14 protein-coding genes and 2 tRNA genes are annotated in these 17,841 nt (G+C 46.3%); 7 read left to right on the forward strand and 9 right to left on the reverse strand.

Annotated features, from left to right (window positions below):
- Positions 1-17: 17 nt before the first annotated feature.
- The 3 genes from phoB (at position 18) to ACO0KZ_RS07415 (ending at position 3,120) form a co-directional block, all read left to right on the forward strand.
- Positions 18-707, forward strand: a complete 690-nt coding sequence (phoB, locus tag ACO0KZ_RS07405) for a phosphate regulon transcriptional regulator PhoB (protein WP_422994288.1) — start codon at positions 18-20, stop codon at positions 705-707.
- A 155-nt stretch (positions 708-862) separates the two neighbouring features.
- Positions 863-2,164, forward strand: a complete 1,302-nt coding sequence (phoR, locus tag ACO0KZ_RS07410; RefSeq protein WP_422994290.1) for a phosphate regulon sensor histidine kinase PhoR — start codon at positions 863-865, stop codon at positions 2,162-2,164.
- Positions 2,165-2,418: 254 nt separating this feature from the next.
- Positions 2,419-3,120: a response regulator gene (locus ACO0KZ_RS07415; RefSeq protein WP_422994292.1), complete on the forward strand. Its 702-nt coding sequence runs from the start codon at positions 2,419-2,421 to the stop codon at positions 3,118-3,120.
- 35 nt (positions 3,121-3,155) lie between these two features.
- On the opposite strand, the gene ACO0KZ_RS07420 is transcribed toward ACO0KZ_RS07415, so the two are convergent.
- The 3 genes from ACO0KZ_RS07420 to ACO0KZ_RS07430 all read right to left on the reverse strand — a co-directional run bounded on the left by ACO0KZ_RS07420 (position 3,156) and on the right by ACO0KZ_RS07430 (position 6,150).
- On the reverse strand, positions 3,156-3,944 hold the full coding sequence (locus ACO0KZ_RS07420; RefSeq protein WP_422994294.1) for a hypothetical protein: 789 nt from the start codon (positions 3,942-3,944) through the stop codon (positions 3,156-3,158).
- Between the two features lie 48 nt (positions 3,945-3,992).
- Positions 3,993-4,847, reverse strand: a complete 855-nt coding sequence (locus ACO0KZ_RS07425) for a MipA/OmpV family protein (protein WP_422994296.1) — start codon at positions 4,845-4,847, stop codon at positions 3,993-3,995.
- A 103-nt stretch (positions 4,848-4,950) separates the two neighbouring features.
- Positions 4,951-6,150, reverse strand: a complete 1,200-nt coding sequence (locus ACO0KZ_RS07430; RefSeq protein ID WP_422994298.1) for a hypothetical protein — start codon at positions 6,148-6,150, stop codon at positions 4,951-4,953.
- Between the two features lie 339 nt (positions 6,151-6,489).
- Between ACO0KZ_RS07430 and ACO0KZ_RS07435 the strand changes: the two genes are divergently transcribed.
- Complete coding sequence (locus ACO0KZ_RS07435; RefSeq protein WP_422994300.1) at positions 6,490-7,815, forward strand: ATP-binding protein; 1,326 nt, start codon at positions 6,490-6,492, stop codon at positions 7,813-7,815.
- Positions 7,816-7,894: 79 nt separating this feature from the next.
- Here the strand turns inward: ACO0KZ_RS07435 and ACO0KZ_RS07440 are convergent, their stop codons facing one another.
- From ACO0KZ_RS07440 to metG, 3 genes are all read right to left on the reverse strand, one after another.
- Positions 7,895-9,691, reverse strand: a complete 1,797-nt coding sequence (locus ACO0KZ_RS07440) for a M24 family metallopeptidase (protein WP_422994302.1) — start codon at positions 9,689-9,691, stop codon at positions 7,895-7,897.
- Between the two features lie 83 nt (positions 9,692-9,774).
- A complete protein-coding gene (locus ACO0KZ_RS07445; RefSeq protein WP_422994304.1) occupies positions 9,775-10,251 on the reverse strand; it encodes a GNAT family N-acetyltransferase in 477 nt (158 codons plus the stop codon).
- Positions 10,252-10,275: 24 nt separating this feature from the next.
- A complete protein-coding gene (metG, locus tag ACO0KZ_RS07450; protein ID WP_422994306.1) occupies positions 10,276-12,339 on the reverse strand; it encodes a methionine--tRNA ligase in 2,064 nt (687 codons plus the stop codon).
- A gap of 251 nt (positions 12,340-12,590) precedes the next feature.
- Here metG and apbC point away from each other — a divergent pair, with 251 nt between their 5' ends.
- Both apbC and ribD read left to right on the forward strand, forming a co-directional pair.
- Entirely contained in the window at positions 12,591-13,718 is a 1,128-nt protein-coding gene (apbC, locus tag ACO0KZ_RS07455) for an iron-sulfur cluster carrier protein ApbC (RefSeq protein ID WP_422994308.1), read from the forward strand.
- A 36-nt stretch (positions 13,719-13,754) separates the two neighbouring features.
- On the forward strand, positions 13,755-14,870 hold the full coding sequence (gene ribD, locus ACO0KZ_RS07460; protein WP_422994310.1) for a bifunctional diaminohydroxyphosphoribosylaminopyrimidine deaminase/5-amino-6-(5-phosphoribosylamino)uracil reductase RibD: 1,116 nt from the start codon (positions 13,755-13,757) through the stop codon (positions 14,868-14,870).
- A gap of 92 nt (positions 14,871-14,962) precedes the next feature.
- On the opposite strand, the gene ACO0KZ_RS07465 is transcribed toward ribD, so the two are convergent.
- The 3 genes from ACO0KZ_RS07465 to ACO0KZ_RS07475 form a co-directional block, all read right to left on the reverse strand.
- Positions 14,963-15,039 (reverse strand) — tRNA-Pro (locus ACO0KZ_RS07465).
- Between the two features lie 104 nt (positions 15,040-15,143).
- Positions 15,144-15,220: transfer RNA gene (locus tag ACO0KZ_RS07470), tRNA-Pro, on the reverse strand.
- Positions 15,221-15,295: 75 nt separating this feature from the next.
- Positions 15,296-16,192, reverse strand: coding sequence for a pseudouridine synthase (locus tag ACO0KZ_RS07475; RefSeq protein ID WP_422994312.1), 897 nt, complete (start codon positions 16,190-16,192; stop codon positions 15,296-15,298).
- Between the two features lie 227 nt (positions 16,193-16,419).
- Here ACO0KZ_RS07475 and gltX point away from each other — a divergent pair, with 227 nt between their 5' ends.
- Positions 16,420-17,838 (forward strand): glutamate--tRNA ligase, encoded by a 1,419-nt coding sequence (gene gltX, locus ACO0KZ_RS07480; RefSeq protein ID WP_422994314.1) that lies wholly within the window; start codon positions 16,420-16,422, stop codon positions 17,836-17,838.
- The last annotated feature ends 3 nt before the right edge of the window (positions 17,839-17,841 follow it).

Raw genomic sequence — 17,841 nt, forward strand, 5'->3', positions numbered from 1 at the left:
AGAGAAATAAAAAAATAATGTCAGCTGATAAAACAACGATATTGATAGTCGAAGATGAGCCTGCCATTAGTGAATTAGTCAGTTTTACTTTGCGTGCTGCGGGCTGGAATACCGTGGCAGTTGGTAATACAGCGCAAGCTTGGGAATTTTTGCAGAACCGCACCCCGCAACTGATTTTATTGGATTGGATGTTGCCCGATCAGAGTGGTCTGCGACTTTTGTCGAGAATTCGCTCTGACCGAAATTTTAATGAAATGCCAGTGATCATGTTGACCGCCAAAAGTATGGAGGAAGACAAAATCTCTGGCTTGGATCACGGTGCAGATGATTACATCACGAAACCATTTTCACCGCGTGAACTGACTGCGCGTATCAAGGCGATGCTGCGCCGTAAGAGTCCCGAGCATGCGCAAACCAGTTTAGCAATCGGCAAAGTTCACCTCGATCCAGTCAGTTGCACAGTGCGTATCGATGATAAGAAAATTGATATTGGTCATGCAGAATATAAGTTGTTGAAATTCTTTATGGCACATCCTGAGCGCGTCTTTTCACGTAGCCAATTGCTAGATAAAGTGTGGGGCGATCATGTCGTGATTGAGGAGCGCACAGTCGATGTCCATGTTTTGCGTTTGCGTAAAGTCTTAAAAGAAGCAGAAGGTTTGATCAAAACCATACGCAGCGTTGGCTACATGCTCTCGGAAAAGTAGTATTTGCGTGATTAAAAGAAAGTAGAAAAGAACTCGAAGGGAAATAGAAAATTTTCTATATTCACTTCGACTTCTTAATTTATCGTCTATAGTATCTTCATTGCTAGCCTCTTCAATATCTGACCCTTCCCTATTTACTCAAACTCAAGTTGACAATGCACCCACATTTGGTTTTTTGGATTTCTGCCGCACTACGCATCGCAATTGTGCTTGGCGCTGCAACGACTTGCGGCTATTTCTTTGGCCTCACGACAGGGCTGGTAATGGCTTTGCTTGGAATGGTGACGCTGATCGTGGTGCAATTGCAGTATTTGCTGAATTTGTCTGATTGGTTAGATAATCCGAATAGTGCGCGTCTACCCGATGGCTGGGGTGCTTGGACTGAAATTTTTTCTCGGCTGTATAAATTACGTCGTGGTGATGAAAAAAACCAAACTGAATTAGCAGAATGGCTGGCACGCTTTCGTCAGGCCATGACATTGTTGCCGGATGGTGTGGTGATTATGGATGATGTGATGTTCTTGGAATGGTGTAATCCGATTGCAGAGCGTGATCTGGGTTTGGATCTGAAACGCGATAAGGGGATGCGCGTGACAAATCTGGTACGTGCACCTGAGTTTATCGACTACATTATTTTGGGGCGTTATGACACGCCATTGGTGCTATCAGTACGCGAAAGAAAACTGATCGTCCATGTGATTCCGTTTGAAAACAGACGCCAAATTTTGGTCACGCATGATATTACAGAATCGGAACGTATCGATATGATGCGCCGTGATTTTATTGCGAATGCGTCTCACGAATTGCGAACACCTTTAACTGTGATTAATGGTTTTTTAGAGATCGCCTCTATGCAACCTGATTTAGAAGTATCGATTCGTTCTTCGCATGTTAAATTAATGGTCGAGCAGGGCGAACGTATGCAGCGTTTGGTCGAAGATATGTTGACTCTGAGTCGTTTGGAATCGACAGAGTTTCAGGTGCGTTCAGAGCGCATCGACATGGGGCTTATGTTGCGCCATATTTTGCAAGAGGCGCAAGCTTTATCTTCGGGAAAACATCATATTACTTTGGAGTTTGATGGCCCTGATATCTCGGGTAGCAGCGATGAGATTCGTAGCGCTATCAGCAATTTGGTCACCAATGCTGTGCGGTATACACCAGAGCACGGCGAGATAAAAATGATCTGGAAGAATGTAACACTGGGACCAAAATTAATCGTGCAGGACAATGGGATAGGAATCAATCAAGAGCATATTTCGCGGTTGACTGAACGTTTCTATCGAGTCGATAAAAGTCGTTCACGTGAGACGCAAGGGACCGGGCTCGGGCTCGCTATTGTCAAACACGTGTTGCTACGTCATGACGCACAGTTGTTAATCGAATCGAGCTTAGGAGTGGGGAGTAAATTCTGCGTACAGTTTCCTAAATCGGTGATTGCTAGTACTACTACCTAACAGAATTTTTTTTACCCTCAGATAAGTAGACGGGTAAAAACACAAATCGTATGGATGTGACGTGCTTACTTGGGGATACCTGATAGCTGTCACGAATGTGTCCTTCAAATGTCTATAAAGTTTTTACTTTTCTTCTTAATTTACACCTAAACTTCAGCAAAATTGCATTCTGCGCTGATTTGCCAGTTTTTACTTACAGAATTGATTGAAGTCAGTAACTAGCCCTTATACAATCATGGGCAAGGAGAATGGCTATGTATCGAGTAATGTTGGTAGAAGATGATGAGCGCTTAGCAGCGTTGGTGACAGAATATTTGCAAGCCTATGAATTTTCTGTCGATCTGGTGATACGCGGTGATCTGGCATTGGCGCATTTCAAGGCGACTTCGCCTGACATGGTGGTGTTAGATTTAATGCTGCCGGGGATGGACGGGATGGTCGTGTCGCGGCAAATTCGCGAAGTCAGCAAAGTCCCTATTTTAATTTTAACTGCGCGTGAAGATTCCTACGACGAAGTATCAGCCTTAGAACAGGGGGCTGATGATTTTGTGAGCAAGCCAGTACAACCACGTATCCTGTTAGCTCGCCTACGCGCCCTAGTACGACGCATTCCCGATCGAAATGCGGCAAGCAGTGATGTGGACCAAGATGCCTTGCAGTTTGGTGCTTTACATATCTCTCGTAGTGATCGGGTCGTATTGTGGAAGCAGCAGGTTGTTGACTTATCGAATACGGAATTTAAGTTGTTGATGGTCCTGGTTGAGGCACCGGGCAAGGTGTTATCGCGTGATGATATCTTGAAAAAAATGCGTGGTATTGAATTCGACGGTTTAGACCGTAGTATCGATAATCTGATCTCGCGTTTGCGTCGACGTTTTGATGATCAAAATTCCGAGAAAATCAAAACGGTGTGGGGTGAGGGGTATTTGTTTTCGCCGTCCGCTTGGGAGGCCTAAGGTACCACAAGTCTTGGGTGTGCTGTCATCTAGGACTATTCAATTAAGGCGATCATGCCTAGCGGACTGGTTCGGGTGAAAAGTTGGCCTTTTTCTGGATGCTGGGCAAATAGGAAGTTGAGCGCTTTGACATTATTGATGCCGTCTGCCCACAATGAACTATTGTCGCTCAAGCTAAGAATCTGCGAGTTGCTGTTGGCGATTTTTAACTCAACCTGTGCGGCGTAGTCTTTCTTTGCAAATCCCAAGCGAATACCAATACATTTCTTCGTTTTTGTAGACGCAGGGTCTATATAGGTCTGATATGCAAGGGCCTGTTCACAGGCCGCACGCAATTCATTGAGCTCGTAAATGCCATCGGCGCGCAAGCTGAGGCTAGTACGGAAGTAAAAACTTGCTTGTCCAGATTTTTGATTCAATACCAATTCTGCATTTTCATCGTATGCCGCTTTTAATAAGGGTAGCGCAGTGCGCCCTAGCGGATCTAGTGGTAAATTCAGATGTATCGTCTTTCCTAAAATATGCAGGCCATAATTTTCCAAAGAACTATTTTTGTCTCTGGGAACAACTTGCAACTGAAATTGAATCAAGTTCTTCGCTTTGCCAAATTTTTCAAACCATAACATCGACTTATACGCATCACGGTAACTGGTCCACTCTACGTCCCGCGCACGTTGGGGCTGCTCATTAGTTTGAGCAACTGCTGCGAACGGGCTAAGCAGAAGATATGCGAGCAAGCTAGTTACTAAGCCGGTTAGTGCATAGGGAAATGCACTAAGTAGGGCATGAGCAGAAGCAGCAAGTGATGAGAACAGACGATTCACGATTCGGGTGTTTCAGTAAATTTCTATAGGTTTATGTGGGAGCGAAAATCAAAACCGGTAAGCTAATGCGCTTGATACTGTGAAATTGGTGCGTCGCTCAACTAGTGGGCTGTCACTGGCACTGCCGACTAACTGCCCCAGTTGTATTTTTGAAGTAAGTAACCAAGAAGAACTTAAATTCCAATTCCAATTTGCATCAAGATGTACATCTTTGACTCCCGCTTTAGCTTGAAAACGACGAATTAGAGTGCGTCGTGATTCAGCATCACTGACGCCAAAATAACTCTGTGCGTACGTTTGATTTATGACGTTTAGGCCAATACCTAGTGTTACGCGGTGGTGTGCTGGTAGATCTGAAAAACTGTAACGCAGGTCACTACTTAGCCGCAAACCGTTTTTATCATTGCCTGCGCCAAACACGATGACGTTGGTCTGCCGCAGGTTCTCAGTCAGGGGGTAGTGGTAAAAAGCGCCCACCAAAAGTCGCGCTTGGATATTATCTAATCCGATTAATTTATTACTTGTTTTCGCTAAGTCGTACTCTGGCCCAGTAAAATTGCCTTGTAGAATTCCTGGTGGATTTATGCCATTGGATAAGCCGGAAGGAGTGCGACTTGGTTCTAACATAACAAGTGGGCCAAAATCGTGTTGCGGCTGTTGAGATAAATGCCAACCCGCACTCATGCCTGAAATAAAAGCCCCATTGCTCCATTGCACCTGCATGACCGGCACGATAGCTCGTTTATATTTCGTTGCACCTTCATAGCTTGGGCGGAATACGGCACCCAGACCCAGATACATATCATGGCTGCCATCTGGCATCAGATTTTGAGTCGGTGTCTGCGCCTGCCCCACATTGCTCAACGCTAGGCTCACTAGGATAAAGGTAAACAGTTTCTTCATTATTGATTCTCTCGATTGCTTAAATGTCGCTTGCTTGTCATGCGTTGCGCAGTTCGCCATTTTACAATCGAGGAATAGTTAAGAGTTCGCAGAGATAAAAAAACTACAGATAAACGGAAATACTTTGAAATTCGAGTGTTTCGTCGCTACGTGGAATTTCTATTAATAAGTAAGGCGCCGTAATATTCGCAGTGCATATCGTGGTCGGACCTGGATTGCGATCACGACGCGTAAGCTGAATTTTGCCCGCTGCGCGCCATAGGGTGGCAGCTTCGATCGCATAGCAACCCGATGAGCGCTGTCCCATGAATAAACCAACGATCATATTTTTACTAAAGTCCACGTTTGGAATATTGGCGTTGCTCTTATTGTGTTCCTGCCATAATCCCATCCAGCTTGCTTGGTCCTTGACGACGACATTACGGTTGCTGGTTACGCCAGAATTAAGGCCTTGGTCTACTACTTTATAGTTTATCCGCGCTGCACTAATATTGTTAAATTCGACTGGTAAGTCGATTTTAGCCAGTTCAATCATATTCATTGGCGTACTAGCGGTTTTGCTTTCGGGATCGCAACTGGTAATGGCGATTCTTTCTTCTTCAAAATAATCTGCGGTCAATTTTTGACCGTTAGAGCTAACTTTGAGAATTTGGGTAATGCTGCAATTATTTGAGGTCTTAAAAAAAGTGCCCAATACCATGCGTGATTGAAAATCGTTGCCTGAAAACATCGTAGGTGTTTTAACACCTGACAGTTCCCAAAATTTGTTCCAAGCTGGCAGGTCTTTAATCACAATATTTGTGGGAGCAACGCCACGGTAGAACGGTGCCATTAATGCACTCAGTGGAATTGCGCCGCTGGCACCGCCGGGAACCATTATTTGTTGTACTTGATGCTGACTACCTAAACCGAGATCGGCTTTATCAAGATTGCCCAACATGGTTTTGAATAAACTTTCGTTGTTTGTGTCGCTGCAAGTTAAACGCGGCCCGGCGATACTGTCGGCGTTGCTGCATAAAAGAGTTTGCGGTGTCGCACCATACAAGGTTTGGCTATAGGCTGCGTCGGCACAGCTGCCAGCTTTGTCCCACAAGACTTGTTTTTGATCGATCACAAACAGGCGGTTCTTGATATTGGCACAACTAGCATCTTTCGCTAAGTTGATAAAGTCGCTTGTTACGATCTGTATTGGTTTTTTAACGATTTCTTTTTCTAGTTTGTTGTCGCCACCTCCGCAGGCACTGAGTATGACGGTGCTAATTAATAGGGCGGCGGTAAGGCTATTCGTTAAATTTGGTCTCATTTTATCTTTCTTTCGTTTGACGCATTGCTGGTCGTTCTTTTAAATTAGGTACATGTTTGAAAGATGCCCGTGAGTACATGAGCAGATGCTGAATCTTAGTGAATTACTTGCTTTGATTCCTCCTGAAAGTGACGCGAATTTGTCGTCAATTTGTATAGAACTTGAAATTATTGTGCGAATGTTTATTAGAAATTATTTTTTTAGTGATTCATTTTTGTTTCGGACTCCAACTATCTTATAAAATAGGCAGCGAGGAGAATTTAATGCAGCCTGCTTATCCGTATTTACTTCAATCTAGATCACCAGTGCAATTTGCTTGGACTGGTCGGTGATTTCGATATGAATCACCTTTTTCTGCGATTTCTCGGCCCTGTACTACTTTCTATTGCGGTCGCGACTGCATTGGTCTATGCAGTCGTGACCTGGACTTTTGGTGATCCTATTGAGCAGAGCGCTTTACGTCAGGCGGCACCACAGATTTTTTTGATTGAGCAATACATAGACAAAGCGGCCAGCGACGAATGGCTCTCGCGTCTGAACAAAGTGCGAGAAGTATCACAAGTAAAGTTCGAACTGATTCCTTTAAACCAAGCCTTAAGCAAACTTACTCAGCGTCAGAGTCAGCAGCTCTCAGCTGGCAAGATCGTTATGGATGCGGCGAATAGTGCACTTTATCGGCGGGTGGATTTAAACGGTGAGCGTTATATTGGTAGTGAAGATGATGTCTTGCTGGTACAGGAATTACCGATCGACTACTGGTTCAATATTAAATTGGAAGTCGTTCGTTACATCATCGTTGCTTTTGTTTTGTTAATTCCTATAGGTTTTTGGTCGCGTGCGCATTGGCGCGATATTCAAGCTCTGGCAAAAGTGACGGAAGACTTTGGTGCCGGCCAATTGACCGCACGTGCTAGAACACCGGCGGGCGCCAGTATCTATCCCTTGGCACAGCAAATTAACCAGATGGCGAATCGGATCGAGACCTTGCTTAGCTCCCAACAGCAATTATTGCATTCGGTTTCGCATGAGTTGCGTACTCCCATTGCCCGCCTGGAGTTTGCTATGGAGATTCTGCAAGACAGCTTGGTCTTGTCGGATGCGGATTGTAAGCAGAACCAAAGAATCATCGCTATGCAAGGTGATTTGAGTGAGTTAAACAGTCTCGTTTCTGAGTTACTAAATATGGCAAAACTCGATGCTCAAGGGCAGTTGCAAAAAGGTGTGGTACGAGTTGATGAGCTTGTTCAAAACTGCTTGCAGCATTTACCGCCTAAGCCCGAGGGACTTGATTTACAGGTGGATATTCAAAATCAAGATAAGCTGCATTTTGCAGATCAACGTTTGCTGTCTCGTGCGATACAAAATCTTTTAAAAAACGCATACAAGTACGCGGACCAAAAAATTGTCTTGCGTATGAAAATGCAGGGTGAGTACTGGTTAATTAGTGTGGAAGATGACGGGGCGGGAATTCCCGAATCAGAGCGGGAAAAAATCTTTGAAGCTTTTTACCGTTTGGATCGTAGCCGTGATCGTGCCACGGGCGGTTTTGGTTTAGGTTTATCTATCGTCCGACAAATCGTCGTAATGCACGGTGGCGGTATCAACATTGGTGAATCTGAATTGGGCGGTGCCAAGTTTGAAATTAGTTTGCCGATGGCAGTTTGATTTTATTTGCGGAGTTTTGTGAATACGCATCGGGGTACGATATTACCCAGATGCGTGTTCAGATGTTATTCTCATTCGTCTATTTTTGCAGTGGCAAAGTGTGTTGCTTTAACCAGTTCAATGCATCGCCTTGAACACGAGGTGCTAAGCGTTGTAAAACCATTTGGTGGTAATCATTAAGCCAAGCCAACTCATCGTCTCGCATGATACTCAGGTCGACACAGCGTGTATCAATCGGGCATAGCGTTAAGGTTTCAAATTTCAAATAATCGCCAAATTCCGTACTTTCCGCTGGCACGCACAACAATAAGTTTTCGATACGAACGCCCCATTTACCCGGACGATAAATGCCGGGTTCGTTCGAGGTAATCATGCCGATTTCCATCACCATATCGCTATTCGGGATCGCCCCCGAAATAGATTGTGGGCCTTCATGTACATTCAGAAAGTAACCAACACCATGGCCGGTACCGTGACCGTAGTTAATACCTTCGGCCCAGATCGGTGCGCGGGCAATCGCATCTAATACGGTGGAGTAAGTACCGTATGGGAACTTCATTCTGGATAAGGCAACCATGCCTTTTAGGACTAAGGTGAAGTCGCGTTTTTGTTCTGGAGACGCGGTGCCGACAGGCACGACGCGTGTGATATCGGTGGTGCCGTTTAAGTATTGGCCGCCGGAGTCGATCAATAGCAGGCCATTGCCTAGAATGTCCGCATGAGATTCAAGATTGGCGCGATAGTGTGGCATTGCGCCATTCCCATTGAACCCTGCGATCGTGCCGAAACTCGGTGAGACATAATGAGGCTGACGTGCGCGCGCAGCACAAATATTTTCATCTATCGTCAATTCCGTGATCGCTTCTTTGTTCTGTACTTGCTCATACCAAGCGAAAAATTCACATAAAGCCGCGCCATCTTGTTCCATCGCTTCACGCACATATTGCGCTTCTTCTGGCGTTTTACGCGATTTGGCATAGACCGAAGGATTTAGTGCCTCGATGACTTTGATGGAAGATGCAATCGCTTGTTGAAAACCAAAAGTAATACGGCGTGGATCGATTAAAAGAGTGTCAGAAGTCTCTAAGGTCTGCAAGGCCTGTTTCGCATTTTCATAAGGCTGGAGAGAAACGCCGTCTTGCGCCAAACGAGCAGCGAGCTCCTGCGACACTTTAGCAAGAGGTAAAAATATGATCGCCTTGTCTATGCCGATTAAGGCATGCGAAACGAAAACAGGGTTATAGTTGACATCGGCGCCACGCAGATTAAAGATCCAGGCGATATCATCAACCGTAGACACAAAATGCCAATTTGCGCCTTTGAGTCGCATTTGTTCGCGGATCGCCGTCAGTTTTTGACCGCGGCTGACGCTGGCAAATGGCAATGCATGTTCATAGACTGCTGCGTTTGGTAAATCTGGTCTGTCAGTCCAGACGACATCGAGTAAATCAAAGTCAGTTTTGAGCGTGATGTGCTTGGTCGATAGGCTAGCTTGAAGTGCGCGTGCACTGGCCAGGCTTAGGATGTTTCCATCAACACCGAGCACTGCTTGCTCAGGTAGTTGTTGGGCCAGCCATTCTATGTGTGCGGAGGCTGCTGCCGACTGAATTTTCATCATCGTAATACCACTACCAGCGAGTTCAATTTCAGCCTGAGACCAATAACGGCTATCAACCCAGAGACCGGCGAAATCTTGAGTGACGATTAAAGTCGCGACAGAACCAGTAAAACCAGAAAATATTTCACGTCCTTGCCATCTCGCAGGTAGGTATTCTGATAAATGTGGATCGGCAGATGGAATTAAATAAGCGGTATAGCCATGTGTCGTCATCGCGCTGCGTAATTGAATCAGGCGCTGTGGAATAGTAAAAGGCATTTTGTGTGTCTCTTAAATTGATTAAGACGTCAATGGATTGTTCTTTGGTTGCACAAAAATTAAGTCAAGCAGATGTGAGGGCGTCAGCGTAGAAAACGGCGCATCACATGCGGTGGCTGCTCATTAGGATTGGCGTGAACGTATTCCAACTCTGGTGCCAATTCAAATTCATAGGCAGCATACAGATCTACCAGTCGTGGTTGATCGGTGCGCACACCCAAACGCAACTCTTCTACGCCCGAGGTTTGTGCGTGATGAATCACTGCTTCGAGTAAATGTTGTGATAGCGCCTCGCCGCGAAATGCTGGCAAGATACCCATGCGCCGCATTTCCCAGGTTGCGCCATCGTCATCGATGGGTAACCATCTTACCGAGCCTGCAGGTTCGTCGTTGACCAATAATACAAAGCCACCGCCTTGTAGCAGCTCGTGTTCTACTTTTTCGCTCGATTCTTGGTGTCCTGAAGAAGTCGCTGCGACTTTGCCCGCCCAGCAGTTACGTGTCAGATGCGCCAACAATGGCGCATCTTCTATATTGGCTTCACGAATAACGACGTCCATGTTTGTGGTGTTTATTTCGCTAGATTAACGTACGCGCATACCGGGCTCCGCACCAGGCCACGCTTCCAAAATGTAGAGACCCGGATTCGTTTTTTCATCGGCCGCTGATGCCGCTAAGACCATGCCTTCAGACAAGCCAAATTTCATTTTACGTGGTGCCAAATTAGCGACCATGACGGTGAATTTGCCGATTAATTGTTCCGGTTGATAAGCTGATTTGATGCCTGAAAACACGTTACGTGTTTTGCCTTCGCCGACGTCTAAAGTTAAACGCAGCAGTTTGTCTGAACCTTCAACGTGCTCACAATTTACGATCTTGGCGATACGCAAATCAATCTTGGCGAAATCATCGATTTTGATTTCATCGGCCAGCGGTTCGATTGCCTTAGTTGCTGCGATTGAATCTTCCGCACCTGCTGTGACTGTAGCTGCTACTGGCGCATCAAACAATTGATCAAATATCTTAGGATCAACACGCTGCATCAGATGTACATAAGGATTGATCTTGTGTTGATCAGGAATCGGTGTTGCGACGCTGGCCCAATTTAAAGGCGCGACATTCAATTGCGCTTCAACTTGACTTGCTAATTGCGGTAAAACGGGTTTTAAGAATATCGTCAAAATCCGGAAAGCTTCTAACAAACGGCTACAAACTTCTTGTAACTTGGCGTCATTCTCAGCTTGCTTTGCCAGTTCCCACGGTTTATTCGCGTCGACATAGGCATTAATAATATCGGCTTGTTCCATGATGGCACGTAAGGCTTTTCCGAATTCGCGCGCTTCATACAAGGCCTGAACGTCGCCTGAGACTTTACGTAGGTTTTGGATGAAAGCATCATCCTCGGTCGCCCACGCGGTGCTTACCACACCATCAAAACGCTTAGTAATAAATCCTGCCGCGCGACTCGCGATATTGATGTATTTACCGATCAAATCAGAATTCACACGCGCCACGAAATCATCGGGATTCATATCCAAGTCTTCGACTTTGGCGTTGAGCTTTGCGGCGAAGTAGTAACGCAGCCATTCTGGGTTCATGCCAATTTCCAAATAGCGCAGTGGGGAAATACCCGTTCCGCGCGACTTCGACATTTTTTCGCCAGAAACGGTGACGAAGCCATGTGCATAAACATTGTCTGGCGTTTTGTAGCCAGAAAACTTTAGCATCGCTGGCCAGAATAGCGTATGGAAGTAGGTAATGTCTTTGCCGATGAAATGAATTTGCTCGGTTTTTGGATCGGCCATAAAGGCATCAAAATCTTTGCCCGTTTTATTGAAATAATTTTTCAGAGAAGCCAGATAGCCGACAGGCGCATCGAGCCAAACGTAGAAATACTTACCCGGTTGATCAGGAATTTCGATGCCGAAATAGGGCGCATCGCGGCTGATATCCCAATCGCCCAAGCCGCCTTCACCTTCTAACCATTCTTTGCATTTATTTGCGACCTCGGATTGCAAACGATTATCTTGCAAAGCCCAGCCACGCAAGAAATCAACGCATTTTTCATCAGACAGCTTGAAGAAAAAGTGTTCTGAGGATTTCATGACGGGTATCGCGCCGGTCAATACCGAGTAGGGATTTTTCAACTCAGTCGGTGCGTACACGGCAGAGCATACCTCGCAAGAGTCACCATATTGATCTTTAGCGCCACACTTAGGACATTCACCTTTGATATAGCGATCAGGTAAAAACATGTTTTTGACCGGATCGTAAAATTGTTCGATGGTCTTGCTGGTAATAAAACCTGCTGCTTTTAACTTGCGATAGATATCTTGTGATAATTCGTGATTTTCTGGCCCATCAGTAGAGTGCCAGTTATCGAATTCAATATGAAAACCGTCCAGGTATTGCTTACGACCAGCCGCGATCTGTCCCACAAATTCTTGCGGTGTTATGCCTGCTTTTTCTGCGGCAATCATAATCGGCGCACCATGCGCATCGTCAGCCCCTACAAAATGCACATCATTGCCAGACATTCGCTGATGACGTACCCAGATATCGGCCTGGATGTACTCCATGATGTGACCGAGGTGGAAAGGCGCGTTAGCGTAAGGAAGGGCGGTGGTGACGAACAACTGGCGGGTCATAATGAATGATTACTTTAATGAAGAGGGGCGGTTAATAGGTAAAACGCATATTTTAACAGCGAACTCGGTCTAAAGCTTGGAAATCAGCTCGGCACCTCCCTCTCAATTTAAGGAAATCAGGGGCATTCATTTCATTATTTGGTGAATAAGATTTGATCTTAGAGGGTAGTAAAAAACCAGTAGTCAGCAGGGCTATCTTCAGCTAGCGTCAGAAATTACGTTAGACTGATGAAAATTGAATGGAGAGTCACATGTCAGCAGCACATCAAACGAATAGCGAACAAATTGAAAAAATTATTGAGAAAATTCGGTCTGTCTTAGCAACAGTCATTGATCCCAATACACAAAAAGATTTTATTTCTACTAAATCAGTTAAGAATATTCAGGTCAATGGTGCGGTCGCCAGTATGGATATCGAACTGGCTTATCCTGCGAAAAGCCAATTGGGCCTGATCGCCGACTTGGTAAAGAATGCTCTGCAAGGGCAGTCGGGCTTGGAATCGACGGAGTATCAGGTAAACGTCACAAGCAAAATCGTGGCGCACGCAGTACAGCGTGGCATCAAAATTATGCCGAATGTAAAAAACATCATCGCCGTCGCTTCCGGCAAAGGTGGTGTAGGAAAATCGACTACTGCGGTGAATTTGGCTTTGGCCTTAGCGGCTGAAGGTGCCTCAGTCGGTTTGTTAGATGCGGATATCTACGGACCGTCTCAGCCTATGATGATGGGCATTTCGGCGCGCCCAGAAACTTTGGACGGAAAGACCATGGAGCCTTTGCAAAACTATGGCGTACAAGTGTCTTCGATAGGATTTATGATCGATCCCGATTCGCCGATGGTATGGCGCGGCCCTATGGTGACTCAGGCTTTGCAGCAATTGCTGGAGCAAACCAATTGGCGCGATCTTGATTATCTGATTGTCGATATGCCGCCTGGCACTGGTGATATCCAGTTAACTTTGTCGCAAAAAGTGCCAGTGACTGGGGCTGTTATCGTTACTACACCCCAAGATATCGCCTTGCTTGACGCGCGCAAGGGTTTGAAAATGTTTGAAAAAGTCGGCATTCCTATCTTGGGTATAGTCGAAAACATGAGTACCCATATTTGCTCGAATTGTGGCCATGCGGAAGCCATTTTTGGCGCGGGTGGTGGAGAAAAAATGTGTGCGGAATATGGGGTTGATTTCTTGGGTGGACTGCCATTGACGATGGCAATTCGTGAGCAGGCCGATTCGGGTAAGCCGACTGTCGTCGCCGATCCTGATGGGCAAATCGCTCAAATTTATAAACAGATTGCGCGCAAAGTGGCGATTAAAGTCGCCGATAAAGCGAAAGACATGAGTAGTAAATTTCCTACCATCACTGTGCAGAATACCTAGCCTTATTCACCTTTATATTCTTCTATATATTCGCCGATGTCTGTGACACAAAGTAAAGATCTCCACTACATGCGTCTGGCGTTGGAACTAGCTTCCCGCGCCACGATATTGACTTCGCCTAATCCCAAAGTGGGGTGTGTGATTGTCAAAGATGAGCTTGTTTTGGGGCAGGGCTGGACACAAGCTGTCGGGCAAGCGCACGCTGAAGTGATGGCTTTGCGCGATGCCGCCAGCTTAGGTCATGACGTGCGTGGTGCGACGGCTTATGTGACCCTTGAGCCTTGCAGTCATTATGGGCGGACTCCACCATGTGCCAATGCCTTGATCGAAGCTGGATTGGCACGTGTAGTTGCTGCAGTCGAAGATGCAAATCCACAAGTGGCAGGTCGTGGATTTTCTATTCTGAAAGAAGCGGGGATCGCAGTTTCACACGGTTTGCTGGCAAAAGAAGCGCGCGAAATGAATCTGGGTTTCTTTAAACGCATGGAAGTTGGCAAGCCCTGGGTGCGCCTGAAGATGGCGGCCAGTTTGGATGGTTATACCGCCTTGCCGAATGGGCAGAGCCAATGGATTACTGGCAGTGAGGCGAGGGCAGATGGCCACCGCTGGCGTGCCAAGTCTGACGCAATTTTGACGGGCATTGGCACGGTATTGGCCGATGATCCGCAAATGAATGTGCGTTTACCTGAGCAAGAAATTTTGCGTCAGCCACGCAAATTTGTGCTTGATTCTCAATTGAGAACACCCGTTTCTGCCAAATTGTTTCAGGGTGCTTCTGCAAGCGTTGTCCACGTGAAGCGCAATCCGGATGCTGAAGAAGCTTTGCGACAAGCGGGCGCAAACTTATTGCATTTGCCAGGTGAAAATAGTTCGGAAACACAAGTTGATCTGCTTGCACTGATGTCGGTTATGGGGGAGCTGCAAATTAATGAACTGCATGTGGAAGCGGGTGCAAAACTCAGTGGCGCCTTGATTGCAGCTAATTGCGTTGACGAAATACTGTTGTATCTGGCGCCAAAATTACTGGGTTCTGGTGTTGGAATGTTTGCATTGCCAGAGCTGCAGCATCTGAATCAAGCACGAGAATTGAATGTGCATGAAGTCTTGCAACTGAGCGACAACACGATCAGGGTGCTAGCGCGCTTTGTTTAGTGTGTTTGTTGCACGAGCGAATTGATGAATGGAAGATCGATCGGCGCGAATACAAAAAAGCCTCATTGATTTCTCAGCGAGGCTTTTTATCTTGGTCGGAGTACAAGGATTCGAACCTTGGACCCCCTGGTCCCAAACCAGGTGCGCTACCGGGCTGCGCTACACTCCGAAAACTGCTTACTTAATTCAAAAAGACAAATTTAAATTAGGTGAATATTTTGTGAAACTAAAAAGGATCGCCGAGACTGTTGAGTTTCGACGATCCTTAGAATTTGGTCGGAGTACAAGGATTCGAACCTTGGACCCCCTGGTCCCAAACCAGGTGCGCTACCGGGCTGCGCTACACTCCGAGAAGCGAGATAATACGACCTGTAGCCAATCTTGTCAACCGCCTTGGTTTGACTTTAATCTAGATAAATACGGTTTTACAAATTTTGTTCGCTATGGAACTTTCGTTTTCCGCCTGTAAAGGGATCGATAAATGCGATAGATTTTGCTAGTAATTGCAGTGGTTTGCTAAAATCGTCAGATCCACTTGGCATGCTGTTGGGGTAAAAGTTATCGTTGATAATTGCAGCACCGAGGCTGGCCATGTGAACACGCAGCTGGTGTTTTTTTCCTGTACTTGGGAGCAATTGATAGAGATTGAGTTCATGTCGTCTCTCCAAAATCTCGATATCCGTTTCTGCATTGACGGTGCCAGCGACTTCTTGCATCAGAAAAAAACGATCGCTCTCGACCATGCGGCTGGCTTTGTGCAGGGGAAACCTCAGCTCCGGTAAATGCGGTGCGACGGCGTGATAAATTTTATCGATTTGGCGTTGCTGAAATAGTTGCTGATAAGCGCCTCGACTATTGGCTTGCTGCGAAAACAAAATAACGCCGGCGGTATCCCTATCCAGCCTATGTAAAGGGCTAAGGTTTTCATTCCCAGTTTTTTGCTTGAGCCTGACCAATAAGGTTTCTCGCAAATAGTCACCGCCTGGCGTGACAGCTAAAAAATGGGGTTTGTCGGCGACGAGTAAATGTTCATCTTGAAATAAAATTTTTTCATGAAAGGGGAGCGCTTTTTCGTCGTCGATTTCACGATAATAGTAGATGCACATGCCGCGCTTTACTGGGCTATTGGGTTGCAATATCGCCCCATCCGCAGCGCGTACCTCATGCTTTGCAAAACGTTGTAGCCAGCGCGCCGCATCGATATCGGGAAAGTGTTGACAGAGAAAAGCCAAGGCGTCGTCCCAATGACCTTCCGGTAGCCAAACATAGCTTGGGCTGATACCTTGACGCGTTGGCAGTGGTGGCTTCAATGGAGCTTGCACGTTGACTTCAATGAGTGGTGAAAGGCGTTCATACTAGCATTGCACGGACTTTTTTTATTCAGTGCAAAGATTTTTAACCGTGTGAAATTGCTGATAAATGGGTGCACTAGCGCTAACCAGATTGGCTTAAGTATCATCAAACACGCTTAGGCGGTAAAATAGCATCTTTGACTTTTTGCGTTCATTTCCTGTGTTGATATTAAACATACGGAAATTCGCCAGCACTGATGACAGCTTCTCATTTACCTTCCTCTACAACCGCAGTGCGTACCCGTTTTGCGCCTAGCCCGACTGGTTATTTGCACGTTGGAGGCGCACGCACCGCCTTGTTTAGCTGGGCTTTTGCCCGTCATTTTGGAGGCACTTTTGTGTTACGCATTGAAGATACCGATCTTGAGCGCTCGACACCTGAAGCCGTACAGGCGATTCTGGATGGTATGAATTGGTTGGGCCTGCAGCACGATGAAGGTCCTTTCTATCAAATGAAACGCATGGACCGTTATCGTGAAGTCTTGGCGAAAATGTTGGCGGAGGGCTCTGCATATCATTGTTACTGTTCGACGGATGAAGTGGAAGCCATGCGAGAACGTCAACGTGCTGCGGGCGAGAAGCCGCGTTATGACGGCACTTGGCGTCCAGAGGCAGGCAAGACTTTGCCTGCCATTCCTTCAGATCGTAATCCGGTCATTCGTTTTAAGAATCCATTGGATGGCGTAGTGAGTTGGATCGACGTAGTCAAAGGCGAAATTACGATTGCCAATCGTGAGCTAGACGATTTGGTGATTGCGCGACCAGATGGCACGCCAACCTATAATTTCTGCGTTGCAGTTGATGATAGCGATATGCAGATCACCCATGTGATTCGCGGTGATGATCACGTTAATAATACCCCGCGCCAGATCAATATCCTGAATGCACTCGGTGCGCCTTTGCCGTTCTACGGACATGTTCCTATGATTTTGGGAACTGATGGTCAAAAATTATCTAAGCGTCGCGATGCAGTTAGCGTGATGGATTACTTGGACAAAGGATTTTTGCCTGAAGCCTTATTGAATTACTTGGCGCGTCTAGGTTGGAGCCATGGTGATGAAGAAGTATTTAGTATGGAGCAAATGATTAGTTGGTTTGATTTGACCCACTTGTCTAGCTCTGCTGCGCAGTTTAATCCGGAGAAATTGGCTTGGTTAAATAATCACTATATTAAGGCGGCAGATAATCAGCGTTTAGCCGATTTGATTCGCGCTGATATGGAAAAACTAGATGCACAGTTCAACGGTGCCCCCGCATTGACGGCCGTTATCGCGCTTTTGAAAGAGCGCACCAACACCACAGTGGAGTTGGCGCAGGCAGCAATGCTGTTCTATCGTCAACCAGCGCCGGATGCAGCTTTGGTCGCGCAACACATCACTGTAGCGATTCAACCCGCTCTACAAGAATTCACACAAGCGTGTGCAGACGTTGAATGGAATAAAGCCGCTATTTCGGTCTTGATGAAAGAGACTTTGGCAAAGCATGGTTTGAAAATGCCGCAATTGGCAATGCCTTTGCGTTTGCTATTAACGGGGCAATTGCAAACACCGTCTATCGACGCTGTGATTGAATTATTTGGCCGTGAAGTGGTGATGGCACGGCTGGCAAAAGTTTGATTA

It is taken from the genome of Undibacterium sp. Di24W (assembly GCF_049340325.1).
Classification (GTDB): Bacteria; Pseudomonadota; Gammaproteobacteria; order Burkholderiales; family Burkholderiaceae_D; genus Undibacterium.